This is a genomic window from Streptomyces sp. bgisy159 (assembly GCF_965341775.1).
Lineage (GTDB): Bacteria > Actinomycetota > Actinomycetes > Streptomycetales > Streptomycetaceae > Streptomyces.
In genome coordinates, this window is the sequence record NZ_CBDQZH010000004.1 from 142,865 (window position 1) to 156,669 (window position 13,805).

At 69.8% G+C, this 13,805-nt stretch carries 16 protein-coding genes; 2 read left to right on the forward strand and 14 right to left on the reverse strand.

The window, feature by feature from the left end; all coding sequences use genetic code 11:
• The 3 genes from ACSLTV_RS06250 to ACSLTV_RS06260 form a co-directional block, all read right to left on the reverse strand.
• Window positions 1-441 (reverse strand): hypothetical protein, encoded by a 441-nt coding sequence (locus tag ACSLTV_RS06250; protein WP_435611764.1) that lies wholly within the window; start codon window positions 439-441, stop codon window positions 1-3.
• 305 nt (window positions 442-746) lie between these two features.
• Window positions 747-953 carry a DUF397 domain-containing protein gene (locus tag ACSLTV_RS06255; protein WP_435611765.1) on the reverse strand — a complete coding sequence of 69 codons (207 nt, stop codon included), beginning with the start codon at window positions 951-953 and terminating at the stop codon, window positions 747-749.
• 9 nt (window positions 954-962) lie between these two features.
• The gene (locus ACSLTV_RS06260; protein ID WP_435611766.1) at window positions 963-1,817 is read right to left on the reverse strand and encodes a helix-turn-helix domain-containing protein; all 855 of its coding nucleotides are present in this window, start codon (window positions 1,815-1,817) and stop codon (window positions 963-965) included.
• Window positions 1,818-2,057: 240 nt separating this feature from the next.
• Here ACSLTV_RS06260 and ACSLTV_RS06265 point away from each other — a divergent pair, with 240 nt between their 5' ends.
• On the forward strand, window positions 2,058-2,513 hold the full coding sequence (locus tag ACSLTV_RS06265) for an ATP-binding protein (RefSeq protein WP_435611767.1): 456 nt from the start codon (window positions 2,058-2,060) through the stop codon (window positions 2,511-2,513).
• Window positions 2,510-2,833, forward strand: a complete 324-nt coding sequence (locus ACSLTV_RS06270; protein ID WP_435611768.1) for a hypothetical protein — start codon at window positions 2,510-2,512, stop codon at window positions 2,831-2,833. Before ACSLTV_RS06265 ends, ACSLTV_RS06270 begins: the two co-directional genes overlap by 4 nt.
• Window positions 2,834-2,963: 130 nt before the next feature.
• On the opposite strand, the gene ACSLTV_RS06275 is transcribed toward ACSLTV_RS06270, so the two are convergent.
• The 11 genes from ACSLTV_RS06275 to ACSLTV_RS06325 all read right to left on the reverse strand — a co-directional run bounded on the left by ACSLTV_RS06275 (window position 2,964) and on the right by ACSLTV_RS06325 (window position 13,798).
• Window positions 2,964-3,218, reverse strand: coding sequence for a hypothetical protein (locus tag ACSLTV_RS06275; RefSeq protein WP_388517410.1), 255 nt, complete (start codon window positions 3,216-3,218; stop codon window positions 2,964-2,966).
• Entirely contained in the window at window positions 3,215-3,478 is a 264-nt protein-coding gene (locus ACSLTV_RS06280; protein ID WP_435611769.1) for a hypothetical protein, read from the reverse strand. Before ACSLTV_RS06280 ends, ACSLTV_RS06275 begins: the two co-directional genes overlap by 4 nt.
• 76 nt (window positions 3,479-3,554) lie before the next feature.
• A complete protein-coding gene (locus ACSLTV_RS06285) occupies window positions 3,555-4,445 on the reverse strand; it encodes a peptidoglycan-binding protein (RefSeq protein ID WP_435611770.1) in 891 nt (296 codons plus the stop codon).
• Between the two features lie 67 nt (window positions 4,446-4,512).
• On the reverse strand, window positions 4,513-6,213 hold the full coding sequence (locus ACSLTV_RS06290) for a hypothetical protein (protein WP_435611771.1): 1,701 nt from the start codon (window positions 6,211-6,213) through the stop codon (window positions 4,513-4,515).
• Window positions 6,214-6,256: 43 nt separating this feature from the next.
• Window positions 6,257-7,111 carry a hypothetical protein gene (locus ACSLTV_RS06295; RefSeq protein ID WP_435611772.1) on the reverse strand — a complete coding sequence of 285 codons (855 nt, stop codon included), beginning with the start codon at window positions 7,109-7,111 and terminating at the stop codon, window positions 6,257-6,259.
• On the reverse strand, window positions 7,111-8,166 hold the full coding sequence (locus ACSLTV_RS06300) for a hypothetical protein (protein ID WP_435611773.1): 1,056 nt from the start codon (window positions 8,164-8,166) through the stop codon (window positions 7,111-7,113). The genes ACSLTV_RS06295 and ACSLTV_RS06300 overlap by 1 nt, the downstream gene beginning before the upstream one ends.
• A 63-nt stretch (window positions 8,167-8,229) precedes the next feature.
• Entirely contained in the window at window positions 8,230-9,213 is a 984-nt protein-coding gene (locus tag ACSLTV_RS06305) for a hypothetical protein (RefSeq protein ID WP_435611774.1), read from the reverse strand.
• 14 nt (window positions 9,214-9,227) lie between these two features.
• On the reverse strand, window positions 9,228-10,133 hold the full coding sequence (locus ACSLTV_RS06310) for a phage distal tail protein (protein WP_435611775.1): 906 nt from the start codon (window positions 10,131-10,133) through the stop codon (window positions 9,228-9,230).
• A 4-nt stretch (window positions 10,134-10,137) separates the two neighbouring features.
• Window positions 10,138-12,555, reverse strand: coding sequence for a phage tail tape measure protein (locus ACSLTV_RS06315; protein WP_435611776.1), 2,418 nt, complete (start codon window positions 12,553-12,555; stop codon window positions 10,138-10,140).
• 224 nt (window positions 12,556-12,779) lie between these two features.
• Entirely contained in the window at window positions 12,780-13,265 is a 486-nt protein-coding gene (locus tag ACSLTV_RS06320; protein ID WP_380833325.1) for a DUF7426 family protein, read from the reverse strand.
• Window positions 13,265-13,798 (reverse strand): phage tail tube protein, encoded by a 534-nt coding sequence (locus ACSLTV_RS06325; protein ID WP_360455548.1) that lies wholly within the window; start codon window positions 13,796-13,798, stop codon window positions 13,265-13,267. The genes ACSLTV_RS06320 and ACSLTV_RS06325 overlap by 1 nt, the downstream gene beginning before the upstream one ends.
• Between the last annotated feature and the right edge of the window lie 7 nt (window positions 13,799-13,805).

Sequence of the window (13,805 nt, forward strand, 5' to 3'; positions counted from 1 at the left end):
TCAATTCCGGTCGAGGGGGCGCGGGTTAGGGGGCGCGATGACGGCGTGCGTGCGCAGTTCGAGGAAGCGCACGGGGGTAATCGTCCACTCGACGACCGCCCCACTTCCCACTACCACGGTGAACCCGCAGCGCGTGCCCGAGTTGAGCAGAGCGAGGGCGTGCAGCCATCCCGACTCGGCCCACTCGACCGCCCGTTCGACCTCGCGCGGCGTCATCCCGAGCATGTGAGCCGTGCGCACCTGAACGCGCAACGCGCGTATGGCGGCACGCGGCGTCGGAAACACGCGCGGCTGATCGAGTGGCGAGGCCCTGCACGCGTACGGCGAGTCGTACCGCAGCACCTCGAACAGAAACCCGTGTTCGACGAGTGCCTCGGCCTGCTGGGGATGGCTGGACAACCTTGCCCCGTTGACGGTGATCACACCGGCTGGCGCGCTCATTCCCTCACCCTCCGGACGCGGTTACATGGTTGCCCCTGTCCGGCAGTGAGGCGTAAGTGCGCCGGCCAGGGTGGACCCTCGGGGGTTCTCCCTAACAGGCGTGCGAATAGGGAGCTTTCGGCATGTATGGGTGCGGCGTTGCTGCGATTGGGGCATCGCTGCGTCGCAGAGTGACCGTACTGCCACGGAAGAGAGAGCGGCAAGTGTGCAACGGGGCATACTTGTCACGGCTGGGGATTGGCATATGCCGGTGCCCCCCGTCCCAGATGGAACGGGGGGCACCGTTGCTACGCGGACGCCGAGCGCTAGCTGAGCATGTGGTCGAACTCGCCCGCCTTGACGCCGGCGATGAAGGCGGCGAGCTTGTCGCGGCTTGTGGTGACGACGACGCTCGGATCGTCACTCTCGCGCACCTTGATCACGCCGCCCTCGGCGACCGCGAGCTCGACGCAGTTCTCGCCGCCGCCCCCCGAGAAAGACGACTTCTGCCACTTAATGGGTGATGCGCTCATTCCCTTTTCTCACAGTTCCCTTGCGATGTGGTGGATTAGCTGCCTCGACCCCTCGGGGTCGAGTGAAGCGTGCTCGGCGATGTCGAGCAGCGTCCGATATTTCTTCAATTCGGCCTCGGCGTCCAAGAAACGCCCGCCGAAAGCACTGTCGATCTGCACGGTGTCCAATTCGGGTACCGGGCCGCTTGCATACAGGACCGGTTGCGTCACCTCGATAAAGTCCTCGCTCGTGAAGGGGATCACGCGAATGGACACGGTGGGAAGCTTGGAAATCTCGATGAGGTATTCGAGTTGTTCGCGAACAACCTTACGGCCACCGAACCTCATCCGTAGCGCAGCCTCATGGATGATGGCTGTGTACTGGGGTGGAACCTCTCGCTCGAAGATGGTGAAGCGCTTCAAGCGGTGCTCGACGCGCGCCTCTACCTCATCCCCGGGGAGTCGCGGCGTGACGCCCGAGAACAGCGCGCGGGCGTAGTTCTCCGTCTGGAATGGTCCGGGGAACGTGATGCTCTGCATCGACCGCATTGAATCGGCGTGGTGTTCCAGCTCTGCAATATTCAGCCACGCGGGGTCTAGCTTGCCCCGGAAATCGTCGAACCAATATTGCCCCCTGTGTTCGAGGGCTATTGCGCAAAGAGCCTCGATAAGGGGTTCGTTGTCGCATTGGTAGAACGTGGCCAAGCGTCGAATGCGTTCGACGCTCACCCCGATCCGGCCCGCCTCGATGTGGCTCATCTTTGCCTGATCGGTCGACAGAAGGCCGGCAGCCTCACGCGCCGTTCTCCCCGCTCGTTCGCGCAGCTTCCGCAGCTCGACGCCGAGTCGTTGCTGCCGCGCGGTCGGGTTGTCCCTCGGTGGCATTGGTTCCTTCCCCTGTCGTTGACCTGAGTCTGCCGCGTAACCGTGCCTTGGGTCCACCTCTCGTCACCGGGAGTGGGGGGCACCCTTGCCCCGGGGCATGTATGCCCCCTACAGTCCTGGCAGCACCGTGCCACGCCAGTAAGCCCGAAGTGCAGCCGTTGCGCACGCTTTTGCGCGCCCCGGGGACGGCCAAGCCACGCATGGCGAGCGCGAGCTCAGACAGCGTTGGGAGACGACGAAATGACGACCGCAGCCTTAGCACCTCCCGCACAACCGCCCGAGCAGAACGCGAGCTACAGGTTCACCGCGCCCCGATTGCCGAGCACGCCCGCTCTCGCCCGGCACTGGGTCGCCGACCTGCTGCGTTTCGGCGGGCGCGGGCACCTCGCCGAGCGTGCCGAACTCTGCACGTCCGAGGTGGCCACGAACGCGTACCTGCACACTGCCTCGCCCCTGATGACGGTAGAGGTGTCACTCTCGACCGAGGGCGTAACCGTCTGCGTGCACGACGGCGCCCCGGGACGTAAACCGCAGGTACGGCCCACGTGGGCAGACCCGAGCTCGCTCTCGCCGACCGGGCGCGGCCTCGGGCTCGTATCCGCCTACGCCGACATGTGGTCGGCGGTGTCCGACGAGTCATCAAAGACCGTGTGGTTTCTGCTCAGTGACGACTCGACGGCGAGGTGTGCAGCGTGACCACCTATGCCGACCGAGCCTTGCTCGGCCTAGTGATCATCTTCGCGAGCCTCGGTGTGCTCGTACTCGTGGCGATCTACGCCTCGATTCCCGGCCCCCTCCACGCCGAGACGCCGCCGCCCGACACCGAGGGACAGACCTACACCTGCTACTGCTGGCGCGACCCGATCCCCGTGCGGGTCGTGGTCGGACCCAGCAAGGGCCGAGCGCCTGCCCGCGCGAGGCACGCACGCCACGCCGCCCGCTCGAAAACCCATGTCTCCCACGCGGGAGCGGGCGGCGGTGGAAGGGGCGCACCTCCCGTGCCCGCGACCGGATAGGTCGCGCGCACGGTGACCCCGAGCAGTGGGCCCTCGACGAGTGCACCGTCGAGGGCCCATTCGCCTGCCCTCACAACGACAAAGGCGCCCCCCGCAACCGGACAGACCCGGGTGCGGGGGGCGTGAGCGTTCAGTGAGTGGCGGTCTGCCACAGGGTGAGAGCGAGGCCGATGACGGCGACCAGAGCGAGGACGCTCGGGAGGGGCCACCGGGTCTTTTCGAGGGCGTCGAGTCGCTGTTCGTGGTCGGCGAGGCGGTTGTCGGTCTGGTCGCTGCGCTGCACGAGCAGGGCGAGCGAGCCGTCGGTGCGGGCGAACCCTGCCTCGACGACGCCGCGCAGCCGCTCAAGTTCGAGCGCGACGTCGCCCGGGGTCGGGTCGGTCACTGGCGCCCGCCGTGGTCGCGGTCGAGGGCGAGCAGCTCGTCGTCGGGGTGCGGGGCGGCGCGCAGCCACTGCGGCAGCAGGTTGTCGACGACCGGGAGTGCCATCACGCGCGTGATGGCACCCGCGATGGCGAGGGCCAGGCCGACGCCGGCGGCGGTCTGCGGGATGCCGGCGGCGTCGATGATCAGGGGCAGACCTGCGGCCAGGGCGAGGGCGGTCTGCACGATGGTGCGGAGGGTGCGACGCGAGGCGTCGGTCATGGGTGTACCTCTCTGTTCGTGATGGGGGAACGGGCCGCCCGCCGTGGTGCGGGCGGCCCGTGTGGTGCGGGGCGGGTCAGACCTTGGGGACCTTGAGCGCGTCCCAGGACGCGCGGCCGGGCCACCCGTCGGCGTCGTCGCCTCGGTAGCCGAGGTGTCGCTGCCACCGTGCGTAGCTCTGGCGGTCGACCTCGGTCCACTGCGGCCCCGGGCCTCGGCGGTAGGCCGAGCAGCCCTCGGCGACGAGCCGCCGGCCCATGGCGGTGATGATCGGCGAGTGCGGGTGCCGCTTGAAGAACGCGACGCCCGGGTACGGCTCGAACCTTTGCGTCGGCGGCTTGGGCTTGGGCTGCTCGGGCTTGGTGGCGAGGCGGCGGTCGATGCGCTCGCGCATGGTGGTCATGGAGAACCCGCGCGGGTCCGACTTCCAGTCGCTCCACTCCTTGTGCCCGATGACGCTCGCGCCGGTCCAGCCGTAGGCGCGGCAGATCGCGGCCGAGACGCGCTCGATCGCGTCGAGCTGCTCGTCGGGCCACGGGTCGCGGCCGTCGCCGAGGTTGACGCACTCGAACCCGTAGAAGTGCGCGTTTCCGTCGGCCGCGCCGGCCGAGCCCTCGTGTCGGTGCGTCGCCGGCAGCGACCGCTCGGCGACCACTGCGGCGAGCACGCCCGGGTCGCCGCCCCCGGCGTGGTTCGCACGTCCCGCGCTGATCAGGTAGACCGTGCCATCCTTCGCGATCACGCCATGGCACAGCGGCCCCGGGAGCGAGGCGTATCCGTCGTAGCAGAGCCGCACAGAGTGCTCGGTGCCCTCGCTCACGGTGTGGTGGATCATCACACCGTTGATCGGCCCAAACGAGCCCTTGTGGTTGCGGTTGTGGGTGCGCCACGAGTCGACCTCGACGACGCGTACGCCCTCGGCGCGCAGGATCGCGACGAGCCGATCGGGCGTGAACGGGGTTGCCATGGTGGGTGTCTCCAGACATGAAAAAACGCCCTCGGCGGGGTGCCGGGGCGTGCGGTCGGTGGGTTGGTCAGACGAGAGCGAGCGCCATGATCGCGGGATCGAGTCCTACCTCGCCCGAGCTCTGGTTGACGGTGCTCGGTAGCGACGTCTGCGCGTCGAGGCACCATGCGCGCTGAAACGCGCTGCCCAAGAAGAAGTTGGCCGGTGCGGACGGCGACTCGTTCTGTATGTGCATGTAATAGAAGTCGGTCGCGCTGCCGGCGGAGAGCAGGAACGCGCTCCAGTAGCGGCCCGGTTGCAGGGTGACCGTGCCGGACAGGGGCACGGGCACGGCGCCGATGTGGTTGTTCTTGGCGCCCGGGGCGGTGCCGGTGATCTGTCCGGCCGAGGGCAGGCTCGACACCTGCCCCGAGGTCGCCACCCGCGCCCCCGACTCGTTGTAGATCCCGGCATAGAACCGCGCGGCCGGTACCGCGCTGCTGCCCGCCCACCCGCGCGCGAAGATCGCGACGGCGTTGACCGGGGTCGGCTCGGAAATGTAGATGCCGCTCAGATAGATCCGCTTGAGTACGGCGGCCTTGGTCGTGGTGGGGTTTGTGACGTGCGCGGGGTCGCCCGACCATGCCTGAAACCCGAGCGCGTTCGGCGTCCATACGTTCCGCGTGGTGGTGGACGGGAGCTGTTCGACCGGGAGTCGGCCGGACGAGTCGAGCGAGGCGACGCCGGACGCCGCGCCCCGCGCGCTGGTCGCGATGGCGCCGACTTGCGCGGCGGTGTGCGTGTGACTGGTCGCCGCGGCGCCGACGTCGGCCGCGGCCAGGACGACGATGCCGGTCTGCCCGTTGACGGACTCGACCGCGCCGGCGCCCGAGGTGTCGGGAAGCTGCTCGGCCGGAACCTTGCCGGTCGCGTCGAGCTGCGCGACGCCCCCGGCGGTGCCGGCGGCCGTGGTGGCGAGGGCGCCGACGTCGGCGGCGCCGAGCACAATGTCGGCGGCGCTCTTGCCGTTGACGGACTGGACGACGCCCGGGGCACCGGGCGCCCCGGCGGGGCCGGTGTCGCCCTGGTCGCCCTTGGCGCCCGGGGCACCCTGGGGGCCCTTGAGATTGCCGATCGAGGCGCCCCACCCGGACGGGCCGCGCTGCCAGATGTCGCCGGTATCGGTGCGCAGCAGCATGTCGCCCGGTCGCGTGCTGGCGCTCGACGTCGAGCCGTTGTTGACGTACCAAGCGGCGCCGCGCACGTCGCCGCCGAGCTGCGTCCACGTGCCGGCGGTCTTCTGCCACGTCGAGACGGTCGTCGAGGTGACGCCGAGGAACTCGCCCGACTCGTACCGCACGTAGAGGTCGCCGTCGACGCCGAGGGCGGGGTCGGGCGCGGCGGTGCCGCTGTAGATCCTGCTGCCCGGGGTGCCGTCGGGGCCCTGCGGTCCGGGCACGCCGACGTAGTTCGGTTTCGAGGGGTCGGTCGGGGCGATGTCGGCGAGGTCGACGTCGGGGTACGCGGCCGGTAGCACGATGTTGTACGAGCGGCCCACGGGGATACCCGAGAGCTGCTCGGTCACGACGTACGCCCATCCGGACGGGTCCATGTCGGGCGCGTCGGTGGCCGGCAGGTTGACCTCGACCGCGCCCTGCGCGTCGAGCTGCACGGTCACGGGGCCGCCGAGGATCACGTCGGCTTGCGGGAAGGTGAGTTGTGCGGGCGCGCGGAACACGATCGCCCCGGACAGCGGGACGCCGTTCGGGGCGAGGAAGCGACCGCGCACGGTCACAGTGGGTATGGACGGGGGCAGCAGTGCGGGGCCCTCCCTAGTCGTCGATGGTGCGCATCCCCGGTGCGGGCGCCCCGGGGTCGGTCTTGGGGGCGGGCGGTTCGGAGAGCAGCGGTACGCCGAGATCCGCCGTCGCCGCGGCGGTGGCGCTCGCCGGCGGGTCCGGCGCTTCGTCGGCCGTGAACGTGTTCCGGGTGAAACTGCTGAACACGCGCGTTTCGATACCTGCGCCGCTGACCTTGACGCGGTGCTCGATGATCCACCCGACGTAGTCGAGGTGGCCGACGCCGTGCAGTGGCCACGTGTGGGTTTTGCTCGTCCATGTGTTGGCCGGGACGTCGTACGCGGTCATCTCGATCGTGCCGTCGGTGGGGTGGATCATGGACACGCGCACCTGTCCCCCGCCGGCACTGGCGATGCTGGACATATGCAGTTCCATGACGGCGTTGTGAGCGGGGGCACCTCCCACCCATCCGGGCTGGAAAGTGGTTCCCTCGGTGCCCTGCTGCTTGGTCGGGTACAGGGGAACGGGCATCCAGGGGCGGCCGAGGAAGCGGCGGCAGTAGTAGTCATCCATCAGGATCACGTCGCCCTCGCGGGAGAACTGCCGGATCATGTTGGAGCCCTCGCCCGAGCCGCCCACGTTGAACGCGAGGCTTCCGTCGCTGCGCTGGATCTTGACGCCGTAGGCGCCATCCCACAGAGCACCGACACCGAAAATCCCGGTGCCGTCCGGGGCGGACACCTCCAGTGAGCCGCCCTCGCCGATCCGGACCGGGCCGGCGGTGATCTCGTCGAGTGCGGGGCGGATGTTCGCGCGGCCCGTGAGGGTGCGCACCTCGCGCTCAAGCGCGCGGATGCGGTCGAGGATGTCGAGCGGGATCGCTGCCACTAGGCGGCCTCCAGACTGAGTTTCGCTGTTTCGGGTCGGCCGCGCAGCGGCGGGGAGATCGCGAGGCCGACCACCCGGTACCGGCGGTCGAGCCCCTCGGCCCACCACAGATCACGGATGCGCACACGGATGGTGGCGCCGAGCAGCGAGGGCGACAGGGGCGTGCGGTCGAGCGCGACGGTTACCTCGGGGATCGTCTGCGGGTGCAGCGCGGCGGCCAGGTCGGCGCGTGCGTGCGCGTCGAGGGTGGCCTGCTCGGTCACGGTGGAGTAGTCCGAGGTTCCGTCCAGCCGCGGCCATCCGATGCCGAGCTGCTCGTCGTCGTCGAGTAGCTCGGACATCAGGGGTAGAGATTCCTTGGTCTGGTTCTTGTTGTCGGACGCGCCCCGGGCTTGCCACGCGTTCGCCCGCACGGTCGCGTCGATGGGCCACGCGTAGGACATGACGGGGCCCGGGTGGTCGAGGACGACGTCGCTCGCCCCGGTCCGGATGACCGGGGAACCGAGTTGCAGCCGCTTGACGCGCCGGCCGCTGCCCGGATCGCGAAAGCTCGCGATCCTCCACTCGAACCCGTGCTCGACGGCGGCGAGTTGGTCGATTACCTCGCGGATGCGCGGCACGTCATAGCGGCGGTATGTGCGGTCACGCTTGACGCCCGAGAGCTGCTCGGCGTCGTACTCGATCCCGATGTCGCCGCCGGGCAGGCTCGCGGCGTAGTCGAGCAGTCCCCGCACGATGTCGTACTGGTCGACCTGTACGGCCTCCTGCGTGTGCAGGATCGCGCGGTGATCGAGGTACGACGCCCACCCGCCGGCCTGTATCTGTAGGCCGAGAAACCCCCGTTCGTTGCTGGTCAGGTTCGCGGTCCACAACACGCCGCCCCACCAGATTTCGGGGCCGCGCTCGATCCACAGGGCCGTACGCCCGGGTTCGATGGCGGCGCGCGCACGGGCGGCGACGGCTCGGTTCGGCAGAGGGACGGTGGCCGAGGCCGAGCCCGTCTTGCCGATGTAGTCGTCGAACTGGACGTCGGTCACCGGCAGGACGTCGAGCACCTGATCGGTGCGCAGGTCACACAGGATGACTCGGTACGTGGGGGCGATCAGTGCGGCACCCCCTCATGCGTCGAGCGGGTAGATCAGGCCCGACAGGGCCGCCCATGTGGTCAAGTCCGAGTTGCCGATGAAGTGCAGAGTTCCGTCGGTCTGACAGTCGACCTTGATCGGGACGCCGCCGGCGGCGATCGACGCCGAGGTGTGCAGCGCGGGCCGCAGGGCCGAGGGGAGCGGGGACGCGAGCGGCTTCCCGCTGTTCGGCGGAACCCCCTTCGTCGTCCAGGACACGCCGCCGCGCCACTGCATGTGGGGAATCCCGCCGAGCATGATCCGGCGGTACCTGATCGTGCCCTGATAGTTGCCCCCGTTGGTGTAGCCCGAGGCGAGGGCCGGCGTCGTCCACCCGATCACGGGGTCGAGGGTCTGCCACGCCGCGCCGTCCCACCGGTCGAGGCCGGTCCCGTTGTCGCGGTACTGGCCCGGGTACCCGCCGGGGAAGGACAGGCCCCACCCGCGCGGGATGATGCCCCCGTACGCCGAGGTGTAGCGGCGGCGGTCGGCGAGCGCGCTCTGCCATGCGATGCCCCCGGTACCGGCCGAGGTACCCGCCGGAACGGTGACATCCCACAGCCGCAGCGCGGGCGTGATCAGGGTCGGCGCCGTCGGCGTCGCCGTCGCCTCGCCTTGCAGCACCTCGACGGTGACCTCGGTCTGCTCGCTCGTGTCGTACAACCCGTCGCGGATCTTGAGAATGACCGAGTCGATGCGGGTGTACTGCGCGTGTCCGTCGCCGATCGTGAGCGTCTCGGGGGAGGCCACGGCCACCGGATACGCACCCTGCGCGGCAGTGCCCTGCACCACGGCGCGGCCGACGCCGATCTGTACCTGCATGGCGCCCGTGCCGGTCGCGGCGAGCGGGTCGCCGCCGGCGATCACGCCGTCGCGCGTGAGGGTCTCGGACTCGGGCGCCATGGCGCCGAGCGGCACGAGTCGGGTGTCTTCTCTGGTCTGGCCGTTGGGCAGCAGCCATCCGGCGCGCACGGTCACGTCGGGGTACCTCCTTACCAGTAGGCGGAGCGCCACCGGAGCGAGACCGAGGCGCGGGGATCGGTGGAGCCGGGCGCGGCTCGGAAGACGAGCGAGGACGCGCCCGGAGCGAGGGCGAATAGCTGCTCGGGAGCACTGCGGGCGGTGGCCGTATACAGACGCGAGGCGGTGCCGTTGAGCGTGACCGTGCCCTCGCGGGTGTCGACGAGCAGCTCGTCGTCGGCGGCGAGGTCGATGTCGTACTCGATCGCCTCGCCGGTCGCGAGGTTGGTCACGGACGGCAGGGAGACCGGCCCCCGGACCGTCACGACCGGATGGCTCGGCGCGTCGCCCGTGTTGAGCGCGAGCAGGGCCCCGGTGCTGCCCGGGGTGCCGAACATCATCGGGTAGGCGAGGTGTTCGGGCCCGGGGGCGAGGTGCCAGTCGAGACCGGCCTCGGGCGCGGGAAGGTGCGCGGTGGCCTGCTGCTCGACGACGCCGTACCGGCGCGGGTCGGTGGCCTCGAACTGCATCGCGGCCCCCGTGACGACGCCGACCGCGTACCCGCCCGTGCCGACCGGCACGGCACGGCGGATGCACCGGACCCAAGACAGCAGCGGCGGGGAGTCGTCGAGGCGGATCACGAGCGGCTGCTCGTCGTCCCGTAGCGCGGTCGCTGCGGACAGAGCACGCACGGCGCCCCCCATGTGACCGGGCTCGGTGCGGATCACGACGCCGTCGAGAGTGATCGTGCGCGGCTGCGCGAGCAGCCGGCCGAGGTAGGCGCCGTGCGCGTCGGACCGGTTGACCGTGCCCGAGTCGTATCCGGGCGTGTCCTCCCACCCGGTCAGGGACTGCCACCCGTAGGCGGTCCGGGGCCCGAGCAGCAGCTCGCCGACTTGTACGTGCCCGGGGAGGGTGACCAGATCACCGGGGGCCATCCGGTCACCCCCTGCCCTTGGCGTGCCATGCGAGCGCGACCGCCGTTTGATCGGCGGTCGCCTCGCCGGCGTGCCAGTTCTCGATGTGCACGGTCGCGCCCCAACCGCCCGACGCCGCACCGCCGTTGGCGGGTGCCCCGGCCGTGGCGAACTGCGGCGCGGCGGGAACCGAGACGAGATTGCGCATCGTTCGGTCGACGGCCGGTGCGCCCGCCTTGATGCCCTCGACGATTCCCGCAGGAATGAACTTGCCGATCTTGTCGCGCATGAGACGCGACGGGGAATGAATTCCCAGCGCCTTTGCGATCGGGCCCGGAATCAGATTCTTGGCCCATGACATCAGGGTCGAACGCAGCCAAGAGCCCATGCCCTTGATGCCGTTCCACAGGCCCGTGATCAGATCGCGGCCCTTGTCGTAGAGCATCGAGCCGAAGTTGCCGAAGTAACCGGCGATCATCCCCGGGAGCCCGCGCACCCACGAAAGCATTTCCCCGGCTTTGCGGACGGTGCCCGACTTGATCGAGTCCCAATGCTTGATGATGAGACCGACCAAAGTCCAGTTGAGGAAGAAGTCAACGATCCGGCCCGGAATGCCCTTGACCCAATCGACCGTGGCGTTCCAAATGCGGACCGTGCCCGACTTGATCGAGTCCCAATGCTTGATGATCAGGCCGACCAAAGTCCAGTTGAGGAAGAAGTCGAGGATCTTCTGCCCGACCCATTGCAGCTTTCCCCAGACCCAATCCCACGCGGCCTTTGTGGCGGAAACGATCGTGTCCCAGTTGGCCACGATCAGGGCGACGATGCCGACCACGGCAGCGATCACGAGCGCGATCGGGCCCATGGCGAGCAGCCATGCCGCAGCCATCCGGGCGCCCTGTATCAGGGACTGCGTCCCCATCAGCACCCACGACGCGACCACCCGCACAGCAGCCGCGGCGGCCCCCGCGCCCTGCGCCACCCAACCCGCGAGCATCGTCGCGTTGAGCAGCACGAACCGGGCTGCTGCGGTGACGCCGGCGGCGGTCTGCGTGGCCCATCCGGTCACAACCGCGACGGTCGTCGTCGCTGCGGTCGTGGCGAGCGCGACGAGCGTCGGCAGCATCAGGACCGTGATCACGCCGGCGGCGATCGAGAGCGCCGTCGAGTGCTCGGAGATCCACCCGACGGACGCGCGCAGCGCGCCGCCGAGCCCTCCGTCGCCGATCCAGTCGGCGGCGGTCTCAAGCGCCGGAACGAGATAAGTCCCGAGCACGCCGACGAGCTTTTGCTCTATGCCGCGCTTGAACGCTTCGAGTTTGGTCGCCGCATTGTCGTGCATGGCGTCGCCGGCGGCGTCGGTGGCGCCCTTGACGTCGCCGAGTGCCTTTACCGCGCTGGACGGATCGAGCGAGTAGAGCGCGCGCTGCATGTCCTCGGACTTGGTTCCGAAGAGACCGAGCGCGATCTCGCTCTGCTTTGCGGGGTCCTTGACACCGCGCAGTTTGTCGAGAACTTGATCGAGAGCCTTTGCCGCTTCCGGCCCGCCCTCTTGAAAAACCTTCTGCATCTTGTCGGCAGAAAATCCGAGGTCCGTAAAGGCGGTCGCCGTCGCGTCGCTCATCCCCTGCGCTTGAAGGGTGAATTCCTTCAAGCTGTCGGCGACCGAGTCGGCGTCCCGCGCGCCACCCTTGAGCCCCTGCTGCAAAAGCCCCATGGACGTCTGAGCATCGAGGCCAAGCTGCCGGAATTCCGTCGGATACTCGGCGAACGTGTCGAGGAGATCCTCGGCGACGTCGACGCCGTTCTGCGAGCCGCGCACGAGCACGTCGAGCGCTTCCTGCGCGTTCTTGGCGAGCCCGTTTTTCATCATCGTGCCCACGGCACGAGACACCTTGGACACGTCCTCGCCCATAACCGAGGCAGCGCTCGCGACTTGCGTCGCAAGCGTCTTGACCTGGCCTCGGGTCGCCTCGGGCGGCAGCAGACCGTTTCGGGCGATGCCCTTGATGATCTCGGCGCCGTCCTCGACCGAGTCGACGATCGCCCCCGCGTACAGATCGCCCGCGGCCTGGCCGTAGGTCTTGGCGACCGGGCCGGTCGCGCCGAGCTGCGCCTGCAACGTCCCGGGGATCTTGCTTTGGTCGAGGGCCTTGTCGATCCCGGCCATGAGCGCGCCGCCGATCGCCGCGCCGATCGCGGCGGCGGCGATCCCCTTCATGGCGGTCTCGATGCCGGACGACGCCCGGTCGGCGCCGTCGGCCGCGCCGTCGGCGAGACCGTCGCCGAGCCCCTCGCCCGCGCGGTCGCCGCTGCGTTCGGCGTCGGCGGCGATCCGGTCGCCGCCCGACTGCACCGCAGCGCGGGCGCGGTTCATCCCGGATACGGCGCCCGAGTCGTCGATCGTTACCGTGGCGGCGAGCTCGCCCACCATGAGCGCCATGGGGCCTCACCTCCCAGCGGTTCGGCCCCCCGACGGGGAGGGGTCAGGCGGAGGAGTGAGGACCCGCGCGAGGCGGGACTCGGCGGAGAGCAGGGCAAGCACGCGCACCCGCAGCCATCGCCACGACCGGGCGCGCAGCAGGCCCGGGGTGCCTAGGTCGATGCCGTAGACCTCGTGCAGATCGGCCTCGACGAGCGGCCACTCGGCGAGGATCTGCGCCCACGTCAGCGACGCTTGCGGCCCTTGCTGTTTCCTCGGGGCCGCGCCGGGCGGGTACTCGTACCACTCGTAGAGCCCCGAGACGGGGTCGAGCTCGCCGCACCCGATCGGTTCCGGCGGGCCGCCCGGTTCGGGGCCAGACGAGAAGGGTCGCCGGCCGCGTTCCAATAGCGCTCGGCGGCCGTCTTGTCCTGCGCGATCCACACCATGGCGGTGATCGCTGCGTGCTTGAGCGCGGGCCACTTCACGCCGTCGGCGACCATCTGATCGTGGGCAGCGCCGAGCACCTCGCGGTAGAGGTCGCGCTCGGCGGCGTCGCCGAGCACCTGCTCGTCGGCGCGTCCGCCATCGGCCGCGACGGCGGCGGCGTTGATCAGGGCCTGCGTGCGCAGACCGATCTCGGCCGACGGGGCGTCGACGGTGTACAGGCGCCCGCCGATGGGGAGTTCGAGCCGTTCGTCGAGCAGCTCGTCGAGGGCCTCGAACGCCACTACGCATCACCCCCGAGCGTCTTGGCCTCGACGGAGAGCAGGCCGGCGCCGGCGACCGGATTCGCGATCTCGGTCAACGGGCCGGACCCGGTAAGCGTGACCTTGATCGTGTCGACCGCATCCGGGCCGCCCCCGTCGGGCTCCCACGTCACCAGTGCCGTGCCTTCCTGCGCGTCTGCGGCGCCGGTCCGGTCGTAGTAGCGGACCCGCACGTACGACGCCGCCCCGAAGGACCGCGCGGCCTTCCTGAGCGCTTCCTGCGCGGCGTTGAACACGCCGGTCGTCGGGTGCGCGCGGTGCGCGATGGTGGTCTCGATCGACCACGCGAGCATGGTCACGGCCTGCTCGCTCCACCCCTCGGCGTCGTAGGTGGTCACCTCCTGCTGCGTCGGGTCGATCTTCGGAGTGAACTCGGTGACCCCGGGGACCAGCGTCCACACCGGGGTTTCGGGCGCGGTGCCCATGTCCAGCTCAAGGCGGTACCTGCGGGCGAGCGCGGTCACGGTCTCGGCCGGGGGCGTCGGCGTACTCAACGGCGCC